18 protein-coding genes and 1 other RNA gene are annotated in these 16,609 nt (G+C 69.0%); 9 read left to right on the top strand and 10 right to left on the bottom strand.

What is annotated here, in order from left to right; genetic code table 11:
• Positions 1-4 precede the first annotated feature (4 nt).
• Complete coding sequence (hflK, locus tag JJL56_RS14610) at positions 5-1,183, bottom strand: FtsH protease activity modulator HflK (protein WP_200485493.1); 1,179 nt, start codon at positions 1,181-1,183, stop codon at positions 5-7.
• Between the two features lie 184 nt (positions 1,184-1,367).
• On the opposite strand from hflK, the gene apbC reads away from it, so the two are divergent.
• Both apbC and JJL56_RS14620 read left to right on the top strand, forming a co-directional pair.
• Positions 1,368-2,537: an iron-sulfur cluster carrier protein ApbC gene (gene apbC / locus JJL56_RS14615; protein ID WP_145625629.1), complete on the top strand. Its 1,170-nt coding sequence runs from the start codon at positions 1,368-1,370 to the stop codon at positions 2,535-2,537.
• Positions 2,538-2,674: 137 nt separating this feature from the next.
• Positions 2,675-4,483 carry a monovalent cation:proton antiporter-2 (CPA2) family protein gene (locus tag JJL56_RS14620; protein WP_145625628.1) on the top strand — a complete coding sequence of 603 codons (1,809 nt, stop codon included), beginning with the start codon at positions 2,675-2,677 and terminating at the stop codon, positions 4,481-4,483.
• 24 nt (positions 4,484-4,507) lie between these two features.
• Here JJL56_RS14620 and JJL56_RS14625 read toward each other — a convergent pair whose 3' ends face one another.
• From JJL56_RS14625 to JJL56_RS14635, 3 genes are all read right to left on the bottom strand, one after another.
• The gene (locus JJL56_RS14625; protein WP_145625627.1) at positions 4,508-5,305 is read right to left on the bottom strand and encodes an ABC transporter ATP-binding protein; all 798 of its coding nucleotides are present in this window, start codon (positions 5,303-5,305) and stop codon (positions 4,508-4,510) included.
• Entirely contained in the window at positions 5,302-6,201 is a 900-nt protein-coding gene (locus JJL56_RS14630; RefSeq protein ID WP_200485494.1) for an ABC transporter permease, read from the bottom strand. The genes JJL56_RS14625 and JJL56_RS14630 overlap by 4 nt, the downstream gene beginning before the upstream one ends.
• A gap of 143 nt (positions 6,202-6,344) precedes the next feature.
• Positions 6,345-7,313: an ABC transporter substrate-binding protein gene (locus JJL56_RS14635; protein ID WP_200485495.1), complete on the bottom strand. Its 969-nt coding sequence runs from the start codon at positions 7,311-7,313 to the stop codon at positions 6,345-6,347.
• Positions 7,314-7,393: 80 nt separating this feature from the next.
• Here JJL56_RS14635 and JJL56_RS14640 point away from each other — a divergent pair, with 80 nt between their 5' ends.
• Together JJL56_RS14640 and JJL56_RS14645 are read left to right on the top strand one after the other, a co-directional pair.
• On the top strand, positions 7,394-7,597 hold the full coding sequence (locus tag JJL56_RS14640) for a hypothetical protein (RefSeq protein WP_145625624.1): 204 nt from the start codon (positions 7,394-7,396) through the stop codon (positions 7,595-7,597).
• 60 nt (positions 7,598-7,657) lie between these two features.
• Positions 7,658-8,062 carry a DUF983 domain-containing protein gene (locus JJL56_RS14645; RefSeq protein ID WP_145625623.1) on the top strand — a complete coding sequence of 135 codons (405 nt, stop codon included), beginning with the start codon at positions 7,658-7,660 and terminating at the stop codon, positions 8,060-8,062.
• Positions 8,063-8,083: 21 nt separating this feature from the next.
• Here the strand turns inward: JJL56_RS14645 and JJL56_RS14650 are convergent, their stop codons facing one another.
• Together JJL56_RS14650 and thyX are read right to left on the bottom strand one after the other, a co-directional pair.
• Positions 8,084-9,994: an O-linked N-acetylglucosamine transferase, SPINDLY family protein gene (locus tag JJL56_RS14650; protein WP_200485496.1), complete on the bottom strand. Its 1,911-nt coding sequence runs from the start codon at positions 9,992-9,994 to the stop codon at positions 8,084-8,086.
• A 31-nt stretch (positions 9,995-10,025) separates the two neighbouring features.
• Entirely contained in the window at positions 10,026-10,964 is a 939-nt protein-coding gene (thyX, locus tag JJL56_RS14655) for an FAD-dependent thymidylate synthase (protein WP_200485497.1), read from the bottom strand.
• Positions 10,965-11,059: 95 nt separating this feature from the next.
• On the opposite strand from thyX, the gene ssrA reads away from it, so the two are divergent.
• The 3 genes from ssrA (at position 11,060) to JJL56_RS14670 (ending at position 12,398) form a co-directional block, all read left to right on the top strand.
• Positions 11,060-11,436: a transfer-messenger RNA gene (ssrA, locus tag JJL56_RS14660) on the top strand.
• Between the two features lie 31 nt (positions 11,437-11,467).
• Positions 11,468-12,028: an SspB family protein gene (locus JJL56_RS14665; protein WP_200485498.1), complete on the top strand. Its 561-nt coding sequence runs from the start codon at positions 11,468-11,470 to the stop codon at positions 12,026-12,028.
• Positions 12,029-12,035: 7 nt separating this feature from the next.
• The gene (locus JJL56_RS14670; protein ID WP_345772580.1) at positions 12,036-12,398 is read left to right on the top strand and encodes a TfoX/Sxy family protein; all 363 of its coding nucleotides are present in this window, start codon (positions 12,036-12,038) and stop codon (positions 12,396-12,398) included.
• Positions 12,399-12,402: 4 nt separating this feature from the next.
• On the opposite strand, the gene JJL56_RS14675 is transcribed toward JJL56_RS14670, so the two are convergent.
• Both JJL56_RS14675 and def read right to left on the bottom strand, forming a co-directional pair.
• On the bottom strand, positions 12,403-13,110 hold the full coding sequence (locus tag JJL56_RS14675) for a COQ9 family protein (RefSeq protein ID WP_200485499.1): 708 nt from the start codon (positions 13,108-13,110) through the stop codon (positions 12,403-12,405).
• A 1-nt stretch (position 13,111) separates the two neighbouring features.
• Positions 13,112-13,654 (bottom strand): peptide deformylase, encoded by a 543-nt coding sequence (def, locus tag JJL56_RS14680; RefSeq protein WP_145625618.1) that lies wholly within the window; start codon positions 13,652-13,654, stop codon positions 13,112-13,114.
• A gap of 216 nt (positions 13,655-13,870) precedes the next feature.
• Between def and rpsU the strand changes: the two genes are divergently transcribed.
• A complete protein-coding gene (rpsU, locus tag JJL56_RS33685) occupies positions 13,871-14,074 on the top strand; it encodes a 30S ribosomal protein S21 (protein ID WP_012974546.1) in 204 nt (67 codons plus the stop codon).
• A gap of 194 nt (positions 14,075-14,268) precedes the next feature.
• Positions 14,269-15,093: a 3-methyl-2-oxobutanoate hydroxymethyltransferase gene (gene panB / locus JJL56_RS14690; protein WP_145625617.1), complete on the top strand. Its 825-nt coding sequence runs from the start codon at positions 14,269-14,271 to the stop codon at positions 15,091-15,093.
• Positions 15,094-15,164: 71 nt separating this feature from the next.
• Here panB and JJL56_RS14695 read toward each other — a convergent pair whose 3' ends face one another.
• Both JJL56_RS14695 and JJL56_RS14700 read right to left on the bottom strand, forming a co-directional pair.
• The gene (locus JJL56_RS14695) at positions 15,165-15,452 is read right to left on the bottom strand and encodes a DUF1330 domain-containing protein (RefSeq protein ID WP_145625616.1); all 288 of its coding nucleotides are present in this window, start codon (positions 15,450-15,452) and stop codon (positions 15,165-15,167) included.
• Positions 15,453-15,545: 93 nt separating this feature from the next.
• A partial coding sequence (locus tag JJL56_RS14700; RefSeq protein WP_200485500.1) for an NAD(P)(+) transhydrogenase (Re/Si-specific) subunit beta occupies positions 15,546-16,609 on the bottom strand: 1,064 nt, incomplete at its 5' end.

Genomic DNA, 16,609 nt, shown 5'->3' on the forward strand with positions numbered 1-16,609 from the left:
CTCCTCAACGGGCCGGTTGCTGGCCGGCGGGCCGCGCCGCCGCACCGGAGGCGGACGGCTGGAGCTGGCCGAGCGGCAGATAGGGAACCACGCCCTGGGCGCCCTGGGCGTTGCCGTCGATGATGACCTTGTTGGCGCCGCTCAGGATCTCTTCCATGGTTTCCAGATACATGCGCTTGGCGGTCACGTCCTTGGCGGTCGAGTAGGCGTCGTAGACCTTGCGGAAGCGGTCGGCGTCACCCTGGGCCAGGCTCACGACCTGCTCGCGGTAGGCGGACGCTTCCTGGATCAGCCGTTCCGCGTCGCCGCGGGCGCGCGGGATCACGTCGTTCCGATAGGCCTCGGCCTCGTTGCGGGCGCGTTCGCGGTCGGCGCGGGCGCGCTGCACGTCGTTGAAGGCATCGATGACGGGCGACGGCGGGTCGGCCTTCTGCAACTGCACCTGCGTCACCTCGATGCCACCCTCATAGTCGTCCAGCATGGCCTGGAGGAGCTGGCGGGTGGAGGTTTCGATCTGCTGGCGGGCCTCGGTCAGGGCGGGCTGCAGATCGGTGCGGCCGATCACCTCGCGCATCGCGCTTTCCGCCGCCTTCTTCACGGTGGCCTCGGGGTCGCGGATCTTGAACAGATACTCGCCCGCGTCCTTGATGACCCAGAAGACGGTGAAGTCGATGTCGATGATGTTCTCGTCGCCGGTCAGCATCAGCGACTCGTCGGGAACGTCGCGGTCGCCGCGGCGGCCGTCGCCGGCCGAGCGGTAGCCGACCTCGATCCGGTTGACGCGCGTCACCTTGGGCATCAGCACCGTTTCGATGGGCGACGGCATGTGATAGCGCAGACCGGGCTGTTCCGTGCGCACCCACTGGCCGAAGCGCAGCACGACGCCCTGCTCGTCCGCCTCGACGCGGTAGATGCCGCTGGCCAGCCAGACCACGGCCAACAGGCCGACGACAAGCGCGATGCCCCGCCCACTGCCGACACCACCCGGCATCACCCGTTTCAGGCGGTCCTGGCCGCGGCGCAGCAGATCCTCCAGGTCCGGCGGCTGCGGCCCTCCGCCACCACCACCACCGCCACCGCCACTGCCACCCGGCGGACGGCCCCACGGATTCTGACCGCCACCACCCGGCGGAGGACCCCAGGGGCCGCCACCGCCGCCCCCTCCCTGATTGCTCCACGGCATTCCGTTCGTTCCCCTTCGCGCTCTCTCAATTCTTGGGACGGAAATTCCGGAAAACAAATCGTTTCCGGACCGTCCGATCCCTTTACCATTATTGTCCGCCGGCCCTATAGTGCCCATCCCATTCGGGGAAGGATTTCACCGACGGATATCCGCCAATATCGGGAAGGAAGCGGAGTTTTCAACCATGGCGCAGGTCAGCGAAGCTCAAGTCCTTGAAGCTCTGAGGACGGTTGTCGATCCGGAACGGGGCAAGGACGTCGTCAGCCTCGGCATGTTGTCCGGACTTGTCGTGCGTGACGGGCACGTCGCTTTTTCGATCGAGGTGGACCCCAAGCGCGGCGCCCAGGCCGAGCCGGTGCGCCACGCCGCCGAGAAGGCGGTGGAGGCCCTGCCGGGCGTCCTGTCGGTCACCGCGGTCCTGACGGCGCACCGCCCCGCCGGTCAGGGCGCGGCGCCGCAGCAGGGCCACGGACAGGCTCAGGGGCATTCCCATGGCGGTCACGGCCACTCACACGGCCACTCACACGGCCAGCCGGCGGAGCAGAAGCCGCTGGTGCCGGGCGTGAAGGCCATCGTCGCCGTCGCGTCGGGCAAGGGCGGCGTCGGCAAGTCCACCACGGCCAGCAACCTCGCGCTCGCCATGGCGGCGAACGGTCTGAAGGTCGGGCTTCTGGACGCCGACATCTACGGCCCGTCCATGCCGCGCATGCTGGGCATCTCCGGCCGCCCGACCAGCCAGGACGGCCGCATCCTGGAGCCGATGGAGAATTACGGCATCAAGGTGATGTCGATGGGCTTCCTGGTCGCCGAGGACACGCCGATGATCTGGCGCGGCCCGATGGTGATGAGCGCGCTCCAGCAAATGCTGCGCGACGTGAACTGGGGCACGCTGGACGTTCTGGTGGTGGACATGCCGCCGGGCACCGGCGACGCCCAGCTCACCATGGCGCAGCAGGTGCCGCTGGCCGGGGCGATCATCGTCTCCACCCCGCAGGACATCGCCCTGTTGGACGCCCGCAAGGGGCTGAACATGTTCCGCCGCGTGGACGTCCCCGTCCTCGGCATCATCGAGAACATGAGCTACTTCTGCTGCCCCAACTGCGGCCACCGCACGGACATCTTCAGCCACGGCGGCGCCCGCAAGGAGGCCACGGACCTGGGCATGGAGTTCCTCGGCGAGGTCCCGCTGCACCTCGACATCCGCGAGACCTCCGACCAGGGCCAGCCCATCGTGGTGTCGCAGCCCGAGTCGGAGCACGCGAAGGTGTACCGCGGAATTGCCAAGCGCGTGTGGGAGAAGATCGCCGGCGAGCAGGGCCCGGCGCGGACCGCGCCGCGGATCGTGGTGTCGTAAGGGGGCGTGCTTGCCCCCACCCTCCCCACTTCGTGGGTCCCCTCCCTCCCCCGCTTCGCAGGGGAGGGCCTAAGTTCCCTCCCCTGCGAAGCGGGGGAGGGTTAGGGTGGGGGCAAAGCCTTTAGGGGACGGGACCGATGCCGGATTTCGTGACGTTGGTGGTGCTGCTGGCCGCCGTGGTCCTGGCGGTTCCGGTGGCCAAGCGGATCGGCTTCGGCGGGCCGCTCGGCTATCTCGCGGCGGGGCTGGCCATCGGGCCGGGCGGGCTCGGGCTCGTGACGGACGTCGAGGCGATCCGCCACGTCTCCGAACTCGGCGTCATCATGCTGCTGTTCCTGATCGGGCTGGAGCTGCGCCCCGCCCGCCTCTGGGTGATGCGCCGGTCGGTGCTGGGACTCGGCGGCGCGCAGGTCGCGGTGACCGCCATCGTGATCGCGGCCGCCACCATTTTCCTGCTGGGATTCACCCCCGCCGCCGCCGCGGTGACCGGATTCGGCCTCTCGCTGTCCTCCACCGCCATGGTGCTGCCCATGCTGGCGGAGCGGGAGTTGCTGACCACCAACGCCGGGCGCAGCGCCTTCTCCATCCTGCTGTTCCAGGACCTCGCCATCATCCCGGCGGTGGCGCTGCTGCCCCTGCTCGGCCATGGCACCGGGGAGGTGCCCGACGCCGGGACAGCGTGGCTGGCCGTGCTGAAGGCCGGCGGCGCGGTCGCGGCGATCCTGGCCGGCGGGCGCTATCTGCTGCGCCCGGTGCTGCGCATCGTGGACGGCGCCCGGACGCCGGAGATCTTCACCGCCACCGCCCTGCTGATCGTGCTGGGCACCGCCCTGTTCGCCGCCTGGGCGGGGCTGTCGATGTCGCTCGGCGCCTTCATGGCCGGGGTGCTGCTGTCCGATTCGGAATACCGGCACGAGGTGCAGGCGGACATCGCGCCGTTCGAGGGGCTGCTGCTCGGCCTGTTCTTCGTGTCGGTGGGCATGGGGGCCGACGTGGCGGCGCTGATGGCCGAGCCGGTGCGCTATCTCTCGCTGGCGCTCGGGTTGATGGCGCTGAAGGCGGCGGCGCTGTTCGGGCTGGCCCGCCTGTCCGGCCTGCGCCCCGGCGGGGCGGTACGGCTGTCCACGGTGCTGAGCCAGGGCGGCGAATTCGGCTTCGTGCTGTTCGGGCTGGCCGTCGGCGTCGGGGCGATGAGCGGGGGGCAGGCGGCGACGGCCATGCTGGTGGTCACGCTGTCGATGATCGCCACCCCCTTCGTCTTCGCGGCGGAGGAGCGCTGGCTGGCGCCGCGCCTGATCGTGAAGCCGGTCCGCCCCTACGACACCATCGCGCCGGATGGGGAACCGCCGGTGCTGATCTGCGGCTTCGGCCGGGTCGGGCAGATCGTCGGCCGCGTGCTACGGCTGCGCGGCATCCCCTTCACGGCGCTGGAACAGAGCGCCGAGCAGGTCGATGTCGTGCGGCGCTTCGGCAACAAGGTCTATTACGGCGACCCGTCGCGGCTCGACCTGCTGCGCGCCGCCGGGGCCGACAAGGCCAAGGTGCTGGTGGTGGCGCTGGAGGACATGGAGCAGTCGCTGCGCGTGGTCGAGTTGGCTACGCGCCATTTCCCGCACCTCGTCATCCACGCCCGCGCTCGCAACCGCCGCCACGCCCATTTCCTGATGGACCGCGGGGTCACGCATTTCGTGCGCGAGACCTACGATTCCAGCTTGCGGCTGACCGGCGGCGTGCTGGAGTCGCTGGGCCTGCCGCCGGAGGAGACCCGTCACACGCTGGACACCTTCCGCGAGCATGACGAACGCACGCTGATCCGGCAGCACGCCGTCCATCACGACGAGAACCGCCTGATCCAGACCTCCCGCCAGGCCGCCGCCGAGCTTCAGGCCCTGTTTGAGGCCGACCGCGAGGAACCGGAGAAGGAGCGGGACCGCAAGACCGTCTGACCGGGCGCGGTCCCTCCCTCGGCCTCAGCCGATCAGCAGGCTGTCGTCGGTGATGTCCTCGCCGCCGCGCTGCTTGGCGAACAGCGCCAGCAGATGCGGCACGTCCAGACCGGCGCGCTGCTCGCCCGACACGTCGAGCACGATCCGCCCCTCGTGCAGCATCACCGTGCGGTCGCCGTAGTCCAGCGCCTGCCGCATGGAGTGGGTGACCATCAGCGTGGTCAGCCGGTTCTCCTCGACGATGCGGCGGGTCAGGCCGAGCACGAACTCCGCCGTTCCGGGATCGAGCGCCGCCGTGTGCTCGTCGAGCAGCAGGATCTTCGACCCGGCGAGCGTCGCCATCAGCAGGCTGACCGCCTGCCGCTGCCCGCCGGACAGCAGGCCCATGCGGTCGTGCAGCCGGTTCTCCAGCCCCAGCCCCAGCTCCGCGATGCGCTCGCGGAAGTGCCGGCGGCGGTCGCCGCGCAGGGCGAAGCCCAGGCCGCGGCGGCGTCCGCGGGCGGCGGCGAGCGCCATGTTCTCCTCAATGGTGAGCGCGGTGCAGCTTCCGACCATCGGGTCCTGGAAGACGCGGGCGACCAGCGCGGCGCGCTTCGGCGTCGCCCAGCGGGTGACGTCCACCCCGTCGATGGCAATGCTGCCCTCCTCGGCAATCACGTCGCCGGCCAGCGCGCCCAGGAAGGTGGACTTGCCGGCGCCGTTGGAGCCGATGACGGTGACGAACTGCCCTTCCGGGATCGTCAGGTCGACGCCGCGCAGGGCGTGCTTCTCCAGCGGGGTTCCGCGCCCGAAGGTGACGTGGATGCCGTTGACCGTGATCATCGGACGGCCTCCCTCTTCTTCGACGCGGCTTTCAGCCGCATCCTCGGCAGGATCAGCGCCACCGCGACCAGGACGGCGGTGACGAGGTTGAGGTCGGAGGCCTGGAGCCCGATGGCGTCCGCCGACAGGGCCAACTGAACCGCCAGACGATAGAGGATGGAGCCGACGACGCAGCCGACCAGCGCCCACAGCATCGCGCGGGCCGGCAGCACCGTCTCGCCGACGATCACCGCGGCCAGACCGACGACGATGGTGCCGATGCCGGTGGTCACGTCGGCGAAGCCGTTGGTCTGGGCGAACAGCGCCCCGGCCAGGGCGCACAGCCCGTTCGACAGGGCCATGCCGGCGTAGATGTGGAAGTCCGTCTGTACCCCCTGGGCGCGGGCCATCCGGGCGTTGACGCCGGTCGCCCGCATGGCGAGGCCGAACTCGCTGTTCAGGAAACGGGACAGCAGCAGGACAACGGCGACCACCACCACCAGCACGACCAGCGGCCGCACCACATGGTCGGGCAGCCCCAGCCCGTAGAAAGGCGTCAGCACAGTGTCCTGCATCAGCAGCGCCACGTTCGGGCGGCCCATCACGCGCAGGTTCACCGAGAACAGCGCGATCATGGTCAGGATGCTGGCCAGCAGGTGCAGGATCTTGAAGCGGACGTTCAGCGTCGCCGTGACCAGCCCGGCCATCGAGCCGGCCAGCGCCGCGACGAGGCTGGCGATCCACGGGTTGACCCCGGCGACCAGCAGCGTGGCGCAGACCGCGGCCCCTAGCGGGAAGCTGCCGTCCACCGTCAGGTCCGGGAAATCGAGCACCCGGAAGGACAGGTACACGCCGAGGGCGACCAGCGCGTACACCAGCCCGATCTCGACGGCCCCGAAGAAGGCGATTTCACTCATGATTGGTCCTTGGGGAGTGTCGAGTCGGCCCCCCCTCCCGGCCTCCCCCCGCTGCGCAGGGGGAGGAGAAAAGCCCTCCCCTGCGAAGCGGGGGAGGGTTGGGAGGGGGGACCCTCCGCAACCACTCCCCTCAACGATACAACTTACTGCCCGACCACCTTGGTCGCGCGCTGGATCACCGCCTCGGGGATGGCCACCCCCATCGCCGCGGCGGACTTGGGATTCACGAACAGGTCGGTGCCCTTGGCGAAGGTCACCGGAACGTCGCCCGGCTTCTCGCCCTTCAGAATGCGGACCACGGCCTCGCCGGTCTGGCGGCCGACCTGACGGTAGTCGAAGCCGATGGAGGCGACCGTGCCGCGCGCCACGCTGTCGGTGTCGGCGGAGAAGACCGGCAGCTTGGCCTGCTGGCCGACCGCCACGACGCTCTCCAGCGCCGAGACGACCGTGTTGTCCAGCGGCACATAGATCGCGTCGACCTTGCCGACGAGGCTGCGGGCGGCGGGCTGGGCGTCGGCGGACTTGGTGGCGGTCGCCTCGACCACGGTCAGCCCGGCCTTCTGGGCCTCGTCCTTCAGCGCCTTGACCAGCGAGACGGAGTTCGGCTCACCGGCGTTGTAGAGGACACCCAGACGCTTGACCGACGGCACGATCTCGCGGATCAGCGCGACATGCTCGGCCACCGGGGCCATGTCCGACACGCCGGTCACGTTGGCGCCCGGCTTCTCCAGGCTCTTGACGAGCTGCGCGCCGACCGGATCGGTCACGGCGGTGAAGACCACCGGAATGTCGCGGGTCGCGGCGACGACGGCCTGGGCCGAGGGGGTGGAGATTGGAACGATCACGTCCGGACGGGCGCCGGCGAACTGGCGCGCGATCTGCGCGGCGGTCGCGGGGTTGCCCTGGGCGCTCTGATACTCGACCTTCAGGGTGTCACCCGGCGTGTAGCCAGCGGCCTTCAGCGCCTCGATCACGCCGTCGCGCGTGGCGTCCAGCGCCGGATGCTCGACGATGGCCGTGATCGCGACGGTCTTGGTCTGGGCGAAGGCGGCGGCGCTGGTCAGCGCGACGGCGGCCGTAGCGGCGGCGAGAAACAGGCGGGTGATCGTCATGGCTCCAGGCTCCCGGAGGGGGTTTGTGCATCCCGTAGACGCCCAGGGGCCGGTCCGTCAACTGCCGGAGCAGGAATCCGATGAGCGAAGACCCGCGCGACGCCCGACTCCAAGCCCGACTCCAAGCACTCGAATCCGCCATCGCCGACATCGAGGCCGAAGCCCGCGCCGCCGCACACGCGCTGTGCGCCCATGAGCTTCAGATGCGGCTGGAGAACATCGCCCGCCGCGTCGAGGCCCTGCGCGCGGCGCAACGCCGAAGTGCGGACGACGGAACGGCGTGACGATCGGTCGCTCCCTCCCCATATGAGACCCTTCGGGGAGCGGATCGCAGGGGTACGGTCATGACGGCGGAAGACAGGTCGGTGAATGATGGGGCGGAAGACGGCGCGCGGTCGAAGACGACGGCGGCGCTGCGCGGGCTGATGGGCAACTGCCCGGCCTGCGGACGCGGGCGCCTGCTGAGGAACTACCTGAAGCCGGTGGACCACTGCACTCATTGCGGCGAGGCGTTCGGCCATCTGCGCGCCGACGACGCCCCGCCCTGGATGACCATCCTGATCGTCGGCCACATCGTCATCCCGGCGGTGCTGTCGGTCGAGCAGAGCTACGAGCCGGCGACCTGGGTGCATCTCACCATCTGGCCGTTGCTGACCCTGTTGCTGACCGGCCTCCTGCTGCCGCGCTGCAAGGGCGTGGTGCTGGGGCTGCTGTGGAGCACCGGCGCGCCGGGGTCCGAGCGCGCCTGATCCCGCTCAGTCAAAGCTGGCTTAATCAAAGCTCAGGGCGAAGCTCGCCCGCCCCTGCCCGGCCTGGAAGCGCTGCCACATCACGCCGAAGGCGGCCTCCAGCGCGCGGGTGAAGCGCACGCCGTTCAGCGCCGGGGACGCCGCCAGCCGGTCCCGCAGGCCGCCGCGCAAGGCCGCCAGCCCCGCCGGGTCGGCCACCAGCGCCGCCGCCTTTGCGACGTAGCCGTCCGGCCCGTCGGCCACCAGATCGGACAGCCCCGCCGAGGCGAGGTGCGTCACCGAATGGCGGGCGCAGAAGCGGTCGCCGCCCAGCGTCACCACCGGCACCCCCATCCACAGCGCTTCCAGAGTCGTCAGACCACCCGAATAGGGGAAGGGGTCGAGCGCCACGTCGACCTCCCCGTAGCCGGCCAGGAACTCCCGGTGCGGCGCCCCGCCCCGCAGATCCACCCGCGCCGGGTCGAGCCCGGCCTGTTCGAACAACGCCAGCGTGCGCGCCGCGGTGCCGGTATCGTCCAGCCCCGGCGTGCGCAGCAGCAGGCGGGAGCCGGGGACGGCGCCCAGCACGCGCGCCCACAGCGCCGCGACCTCCGCGTTCAGCTTGGGCAGAGCGTTGAAGGAGCCGAAGGTGGCGTCACCGCGCGTCGCCAGCGGCAGCGGAGCCACGGCCGGCGCGTCCTCGGGCGGCGCCCAGGGAACATAGGCATCGGGCATGCGCACGACCCCCTCGATGCACCAGCCGTCCGATCCCGGCGGGCTCTGCCGCGAATCGGAAATCAGATAATCCATGGTCGGCAGGCCGGTGGTGCCGACATAGCCCGCCCAGGTCGCCTGCACCGGCGCCGCGCGCCGCGCGAAGACCGGCAGGCGGTTGCCGAAGGTCTGCCCGGCCAGATCGACCAGGATGTGGATGCCGTCAGCCTGGATGCGCTGGGCCAAGGCCTCGTCGTCCATGCCCGTGGTCCAGACCCAGTGGTCGGCGTGGGCCATCAGCCGCTCGGTCTTCCAATCCGGGTTGGCGGTGTTGGCGTAGCACACGACCTCGAAGGCCGTGCGGTCATGATTCGCCAGCACCGGCTCCAGGAAGAAGCCCACGGGGTGCGCGCGGAAGTCCGGCGAGACATAGCCGATGCGGATCTTCGGCGCCGGAGCGGCCACCGCGGGCGCCGGACGGTCGGGGTAGCGGGCACCCCAGTCCGCGTGGGCCTGGGCGATCGCCGGCATGGTCAGTCCCGGCACGAATTGCATCAGATAGAGGCGCGAGGCGTGCAGCGAATCGACATTGCCGTGCTGCGCCACCACGGCTTCGATTTCCGCCAGGGCCTCGTCCGCCCGGCCCTGCATGGCGAGCACGCGGGTGGCGCGGTTCGCCCGCACCTCCGCCCGGCCCGGCGCGAGGGCCAGCGCCGCCCGATAGGCGTCGTCAGCCTCGCCCATTCGGTTCATCTCGGCCAGAGCGTTGCCGAGGTTGTAGGGGTGCGCCCAGTTGGCCGGATCGAGCCGCCCGGCGCGCCCGTAGAGCGTCACCGCCTCCGCCCGCCGTGCCTGGGCGCGCAGCAGCACGCCCAGATTGGCGACGGCCGCCAGAGTCTTCGGGTTCAGCGCGATGGCGCGGCGGAAGAAGGCCTCCGCGCGCGCCGAATCGCCGGCCCGGCGCACCGCCTCCGCCATGGTGAGCAGCCCGTCCATCGCCATCTCCAGCGACGGATCGAGGTTCAGCGCCCCGGCATAGGCGTTGGCCGCCCCGGCGACGTCGCCCAGGCTTTCCATCACCAGCCCGTAGTTGGCCCACCAGACGGCAACCGAGGGATAGGCGGCGATGGCCCGCCCGATCCGATCCAGGGCCTCGTCGAACCGCCCGGCCTGCGCCGCGACGAGGCCCTGGCGGTGAAGTCCATCGGCCTCGTGCGGAGTCATCGGGGGCGGCGTCATGACGGTGATCCTTCGGAGATTGGAACGGGCGTTATTCGGCGCGGCCGAGCTGGTCCATCAGCTCACGCCATTCGCGCTTGGACAGGCCGCTGGCCTCCTGGGTCACGGCCTCGCCGGAGAGCAGGCGCTTCACGACCTCCAGCCCGGTCTTCGACATGTGGGTGCCGCCCAGCCGGTACTCGCTGAAGGCGTCGAACACGGCGGGGACCCAGCGCTTCACCACGTCCAGCATGGCCTCCGCGTAGACGCGGATCTCGTACTGGGCGTGCGGGTCGGCGCGCAGGCTGAGGAAATGCAGGAGGTTGTGGAGATCGACCTTCCAGTACCACTGGGTGTAATAGTTCAGCGTCAGGTTCATGCGCGCCAGTTCGCGCGCCAGACCCTGCCGGCCCTCCTCGATGGTGGTGCCGTCCTCGCGCTGGTTCAGCATTTCCTCGTAATGGGCGTAGACCGCCTCCGAATCGTCGCGCAGCAGCTTCATCACGGCCGCCGCCTCGTCGCCCTGGAGGATGTCGCCGCGGCCCTGCCGGTTGACGACGGCCTGGGCGCCCAGGTTCTCGGGCGTCGGGATGTAGAACTCGCGGTCGAGGATGGAGTAGCGCGCGGAGTATTCGTTGACGTTCGCCGTGCGGTGGCGAATCCATTGGCGGGCGACGAAGATCGGCAGCTTGACGTGGAACTTGATCTCGCACATCTCGAACGGGGTCGAGTGGCGGTGGCGCATCAGATACTTGATGAGGCCAGCGTCCTCGGTGACCTTCTTGGTGCCCTTGCCGTAGGACACGCGCGCCGCCTGGACGACGGCCGCATCGTCGCCCATGTAGTCGACGACGCGCACGAAGCCGTGGTCCAGGACCTCGATCGGCTCATAGAGGATGTCCTCCAGGGCCGGGACGGTGGCGCGGCGGGTGGTGGCGGTGACGGCGCGCAGGCGGTCGATCTCGGCGCGCTGCTCGGGCGTGATCGGCATGGGTACTCCGGGGACTGAATTCGGGCGGCACTCTACGTCCGCGAACCGGGACAGTCACCCCCTTCGCAAGGGCCTTCGGTCAGAATCCGCGGCACCCCCTTTCCATCTTCGGGCGAAGGGCCTATATTGGGTCCGTCGGCAGCAGCCGACTATGGCGATAAACGCCTTGCGGAATAAGCGTTGTGGACCCGGGGGCGGTACCCGGCGCCTCCACCAAACAAACCACCGGTCTCTCGGGCGTTGCCGTAGGGAGCGGGTTCGTTGGGGGCGAAATAGGATCGACACGCGTGGTAAAGGCATGGTCTTCGCCCGGCATGGTTCCGCCGTTATCGGGCCATTGCAATAGTTGCCAACGACAACGTTGCTCCGGTCGCTGTTGCCGCCTAACGGCGGTAACTGACCGAAATCAATCCCCGATGGGTAGCACCTGAGGGTGGGGCCGTGGGCCGCCTAGCAACAGAAGGCCCACACTTACCCGTCTGGCGTTAAGGACCCGCCCAAGAATGCCGAGAGAGCAGTTGCGTTATGACCGCATGGTCGAGGCCGCCCTGCGCGGTGTCGTCCGTGACGCGCTCCGCCAGGTGACGGACCGCGGGCTCCCCGGCGATCATCACTTCTACCTGACCTTCCGGACGGGTTACCCGGGCGTCGACATCCCCGAATATCTGTCGTCCCAGTATCCCAACGAGATGACCATCGTCATCCAGTACCAGTTCTATGGGCTGGAGGCGCTCGACGATCATTTCGAGGTGACGCTGAGCTTCAACAACGTGCATGAGCGGCTGGTCATTCCCTACGCCGCCATCACCACCTTCGCCGATCCGTCGGAGAATTTCGCCCTCCAGTTCCAGCCCGTGGAGCCCGCCGAATCGGCGGAGATCGCCACCATCCCCGCGCGCGAGGCGCCGGAGAAGAAGGCTGCGGACGGGGCGAAGCCGTCCATCGCGAAGCTCGCCAAGACCGATTCGGTCAAGTCCGACGCCGGCAAGCCCGACCCGGACCGCACCGGCGAGGAGCCGAAGCGCGGCGAGGTCGTGGCGCTCGACGCCTTCCGCAAAAAGTAGGCCCTCCGTGGCCGCGGTCAGCGAACTCGTCCGTTTCCTGTGCGAGTCGCTGACACCGTTGGGGGCCATCACCGCCCGACGCATGTTCGGCGGCTACGCCGTCTATTGCGACGGCGTCGTTTTCGCGCTGGTCGCTCGCAACATCCTGCACTTCAAGGCCGACGACGGCAACCGCTCGGATTACGAGGCGCTGGGCCTTCGCCCCTTCAAGCCCTTCGACGACAAGCCGACGGTCCTGCCCTACTTTCCGCCGCCCGACTCGGCGCTGGACGACCCGGACGAACTGCTGCTCTGGGCCCGCCCGGCCTTGGCGGCGGCGATCCGCACCGCCGCCGCCAAGAAGCCATCCCGCAAGAAGGTAAAGGCCTGAACCGTCAAATGTTTTCCGCCATGTGGGCGGACGCGGTGTCCACCGGCGCATTGCCGGCGCGCTGGCGGATCTGACGGGCGAAGCGCGCGGGGCTCGGCAGATGGCTGAGCAGGCGCCCGGCGCGGCCCATGGCGGACATCGCCTTGCCCATGCTCATCACGTCGCCCAGCCGGCGGTCCACGAAGGCCCAGGTTTCCGCATGGCCCTCCGACCGGTCGTCCAGCCAGTAGAAGGTGGCGGAGCTGAGGACCGCGGCCAGCGTGGCGCGCTTGGTGTAGTGGTTGAAGTCGGTGGCCGTGTCGCCCGCCGCGAACCACATGGCGTCCACCGTGCGGTAGAGCATCCGCAGCCCCATGCCGAAATTCTGCGGCATGGCGAGGTATGCGAGCAGGCGGCGCTTGGCCTCCATGTGCGGTTCCAGCACCTCGAAATGGGTACGGATGGCCAAGGCGATCTTCTCGCCCACCCTCATCTCGTCCAGCGGGTGCTTGTCCAGTTCGGCCAGCATACGGCGGTCGGTCCAGTCGCCGAAATGCTCAACCAGTTCCGGCACGCCGCCGGGGAAGGCGCGGTGCATGGTCGCGGTGTCGTAACCGGCCATCTGAGCGCCGTCGCGGAGCGCCTGGAGGCTCCAACCGTCGAACACGATGTTGGGAAGGGTGGACAGCAGGATGTCGTCCCGCACCGCGTCCATGTCCAAGGCTGCATCCATGTCAGTCTCTCCCCTCGTGCTGTTCCAGCGCCTCGGTCACGTGATGCGCCTCGTCGATGAAGGCCAGATAGCGCAGATCGGTCATCCGGTCGATGTAAAGCACGCCGTCCAGATGATCGCACTCATGCTGGATGACGCGGGCGTGGAATCCCGACGCCTCGCGCTCGATGGGCTCGCCGTGCAGCCCGACGCCGCGGTAGCGGATGCGCGCGAATCGCGGAACGATGCCACGCAGCTCGGGAATCGACAGGCAGCCCTCCATCCCATGCTCCAGCCCCTCGTCCAGCGGCTCGATCACCGGGTTGATGAGCACCGTCGGTTCCACCGACTCGCCGCCGGAGCGCAGGGCGGGAACGCGGAACACGATCATGCGCAGCGATTCGTGCACCTGCGGCGCCGCCAGCCCGACTCCGGGCGCGTCCAGCATGGTGTCGATCATGTCGGAAGCCAGCCGCCGGATCTCCGGGGCCGTCGGGTCGGGCACCGGGGCTGCGACCTTGCGCAGCACCGGATGCCCCATACGGGCGATCTTCAACAGGGCCATGCCCTATTATCTGGGCGTCGCGGGCCGCCGGGCAACCGTTTTGCCCACGCATTGTCGCTCTGGGACACGCAGGATCGGAAGACTCCGCTTCACAGGCGGCCCCGTCCGTGCTACATAAAGGTCCACACAAGGGGTGCGCCCGAAAGCGCATGCCTGTCGCATGCCTGTTTGTTGCTTCATGGCAACTCGGCTCACTTGATAAAGGTGACAGTTAACGTGCAAGTTCTGGTCCGAGACAACAACGTCGATCAGGCCCTCCGCGCGCTGAAGAAGAAGATGCAGCGCGAGGGCATTTTCCGGGAAATGAAGCTGCGCCGGAACTACGAGAAGCCCTCGGAGAAGCGCGCGCGTGAGAAGGCTGAGGCGGTGCGTCGCACCCGCAAGCTGCTCCGCAAGCGTATGGAGCGCGAGGGCTATTAATCCTCAGGCGCGTTTCGCGCCGGATTGACAGGCGCGCTTCGGCGCGCCGGGCATCCATGCGCGTTCGCGCGCTTGCCCCTCTTGTGTCTTGCACCTGCCGCCCCGCGTCTGCGCGTGGGCGGTTTTGGTGCATCTGCGGTCCGCTTCGCCGCACAAAAGAACGTCCGCCAAGAAAAGAATGGGGAGGGTCGCCAATGAGCGCATCCAAGGACACTCCGCGCGTCTCCGTGCCGGCGCTGCGCGCGCGCAAGGGCGGGGAGCCGATCGTCTGCCTGACCGCCTACACGACTCCGGTCGCCCGCCTGCTCGACCCCCATGTCGATCTGCTGCTGGTCGGCGACTCGCTGGGCATGGTGGTCTACGGCTTCGATAGCACACTCCCCGTCACGCTCGACATGATGATCGCCCATGGCGCCGCCGTGGTGCGCGGCTCGCGCCACGCCTGCGTGGTCGTCGACCTGCCCTTCGGCAGCTATCAGGAGAGCCCGCAGGTGGCCTTCCGCAACGCCGCCCGCGTCATGGCGGAGAGCGGCGCCCAGGCGGTGAAGGTGGAAGGCGGGCTGGAGATGGCCGAGACGGTGGCCTACCTGACCACCCGCGGCATTCCGGTGATGGGCCATGTCGGGCTGCTGCCGCAGTCGGTCAACGCGCTCGGCGGCTACAAGGCGGTGGGCCGCGATCCCGAAGCGGCGGAGCGCATCCGCGCCGACGCCCGCGCTATCGCCGACGCCGGCGCCTTCTCGCTGGTCATCGAGGGCACGATGGAATCGCTCGCCCGGCAGATCACCGAGGATGTGGCCGTCCCGACCATCGGCATCGGCGCCTCCCCCGCCTGCGACGGGCAGGTTCTGGTGTCCGACGACATGTTCGGCCTGTTCGGCGAGTTCCAGCCCAAGTTCGTCAAGCGCTACGCCCAGCTCGGCACCGCCATCGGCGAAGCCGCCGCGACCTACGCCGCCGAGGTGAAGGCCCGCAGTTTCCCCGGCCCGGAGCATTGCTTCGGCATCAAGAAGGCTTAAGGGCACCCCCCTTCTCCAAAGGAAAAAAAGCCGTGCGGCCCCGCACGGCTTTTTTCTTGTTCCGGAGAGCGTCAGGCGCCGTCCACCACGATCATGCGGAAGTCGGCGGCGTCCTTCCGGGCCTCGCGCGCCTCGCGGTACTCGGGGCTGTCGTAGAAGGCCTTCGCGGCGGCATAGTCCGGGAACTCCAGGATGACCACGCGGTTGGGCTGCCAGCCGCCCTCCAACTCCTCCGCCTGCCCGCCGCGGGCGATGAAACGCCCGCCATTCCTGGCGACCGCGTTCGGGGTCAGCGTCTTGTAGGTCTCGTAGGCTGCGGGATTCGTCACGTTCACGTCGGCGATGATGTAGGCGGGCATGGCGTCCTCTCTCCATTTCTTATGATGGCAAAAAAAGAACCCCCGGGGCGAGTCTGCCCCGGGGGTTCATCCTACTCCACAGCTATGACGCTGTTACTCCATCGACTTCACGACCTCTTCGGTGACCTTCTTGGCGTCGCCGAACAGCATCATGGTGTTGGGGCGGAAGAACAGCTCGTTCTCGACGCCGGCGTAGCCGGCGGCCATGCCGCGCTTGATGAAGAACACCGTCTTGGCCTTCTCGACGTCGAGGATCGGCATGCCGTAGATCGGCGACTGCGGGTCGGTCTTCGCCGCCGGGTTGGTCACGTCGTTGGCGCCGATCACGAAGGCCACGTCCGCCGTGCCGAAGTCGCGGTTGATGTCCTCCAGCTCGAACACCTCGTCGTAGGGCACGTTGGCCTCGGCCAGCAGAACGTTCATGTGCCCGGGCATGCGCCCCGCCACCGGGTGGATGGCGTACTTGACCTCGACGCCTTCCTTCTTCAGCAGGTCGGCCATCTCGCGCAGCGCGTGCTGCGCCTGGGCCACCGCCATGCCGTAGCCCGGGACGATGATCACCGACTGGGCGTTCTTCATGATGTAGGCCGCGTCCTCCGGCGAGCCGGCCTTGACCGTGCCGCGCTCGCCGCCGGCCGCCGCCGCCGAGGCCGCCCCGCTGTCGCCGCCGAAGCCGCCCAGGATGACGTTGAAGATCGAGCGGTTCATGCCCTTGCACATGATGTAGGACAGGATGGCGCCCGACGAGCCGACCAGAGCGCCCGTGACGATCAGCAGGTTGTTCTGCAGGGTGAAGCCGATGCCCGCCGCCGCCCAGCCCGAGTAGCTGTTCAGCATCGAGATCACCACCGGCATGTCCGCCCCGCCGATCGGCAGGATCAGCAGGAAGCCGAGCGCCAGCGCGACCAGCACGATGATCCACATCGCCACGCTGGAGTTGCTCTGCACCAGCCAGACGATGAGCAGGATGGTCAGCACGCCGAGGGCGGCGTTGAGGTGGTGCTGGAAGGGGAAGACCAGCGGCTTGCCGGTGACCAGGCCCTGCAGCTTGGCGAAGGCGACGATCGAGCCGGTGAAGGTGATGGCGCCGATCGCGGTGCCGAGCGCCATCTCGACCAGCGAGCCCTTGGCGATGGCGCCGGGCACGCCGATGCCGT

The sequence above is a fragment of the Azospirillum aestuarii genome (assembly GCF_016632405.1).
GTDB lineage: Bacteria > Pseudomonadota > Alphaproteobacteria > Azospirillales > Azospirillaceae > Azospirillum > Azospirillum aestuarii.

Bases quoted from the DNA above. Each gene is read 5' to 3' on its own strand.
- panB (WP_145625617.1), top strand. From the start codon at position 14,269: ATGAGCGCATCCAAGGACACTCCGCGCGTCTCCGTGCCGGCGCTGCGC.
- JJL56_RS14695 (WP_145625616.1), bottom strand. From the start codon at position 15,452: ATGCCCGCCTACATCATCGCCGACGTGAACGTGACGAATCCCGCAGCC.
- JJL56_RS14625 (WP_145625627.1), bottom strand. From the start codon at position 5,305: ATGATCACGGTCAACGGCATCCACGTCACCTTCGGGCGCGGAACCCCG.
- JJL56_RS14645 (WP_145625623.1), top strand. From the start codon at position 7,658: ATGACGGCGGAAGACAGGTCGGTGAATGATGGGGCGGAAGACGGCGCG.
- JJL56_RS14635 (WP_200485495.1), bottom strand. From the start codon at position 7,313: ATGACGATCACCCGCCTGTTTCTCGCCGCCGCTACGGCCGCCGTCGCG.
- JJL56_RS14665 (WP_200485498.1), top strand. From the start codon at position 11,468: ATGCCGAGAGAGCAGTTGCGTTATGACCGCATGGTCGAGGCCGCCCTG.
- apbC (WP_145625629.1), top strand. From the start codon at position 1,368: ATGGCGCAGGTCAGCGAAGCTCAAGTCCTTGAAGCTCTGAGGACGGTT.
- JJL56_RS14650 (WP_200485496.1), bottom strand. From the start codon at position 9,994: ATGACGCCGCCCCCGATGACTCCGCACGAGGCCGATGGACTTCACCGC.
- JJL56_RS14640 (WP_145625624.1), top strand. From the start codon at position 7,394: ATGAGCGAAGACCCGCGCGACGCCCGACTCCAAGCCCGACTCCAAGCA.
- JJL56_RS14620 (WP_145625628.1), top strand. From the start codon at position 2,675: ATGCCGGATTTCGTGACGTTGGTGGTGCTGCTGGCCGCCGTGGTCCTG.
- thyX (WP_200485497.1), bottom strand. From the start codon at position 10,964: ATGCCGATCACGCCCGAGCAGCGCGCCGAGATCGACCGCCTGCGCGCC.
- def (WP_145625618.1), bottom strand. From the start codon at position 13,654: ATGGCCCTGTTGAAGATCGCCCGTATGGGGCATCCGGTGCTGCGCAAG.
- JJL56_RS14630 (WP_200485494.1), bottom strand. From the start codon at position 6,201: ATGAGTGAAATCGCCTTCTTCGGGGCCGTCGAGATCGGGCTGGTGTAC.
- JJL56_RS14675 (WP_200485499.1), bottom strand. From the start codon at position 13,110: ATGGATGCAGCCTTGGACATGGACGCGGTGCGGGACGACATCCTGCTG.
- hflK (WP_200485493.1), bottom strand. From the start codon at position 1,183: ATGCCGTGGAGCAATCAGGGAGGGGGCGGCGGTGGCGGCCCCTGGGGT.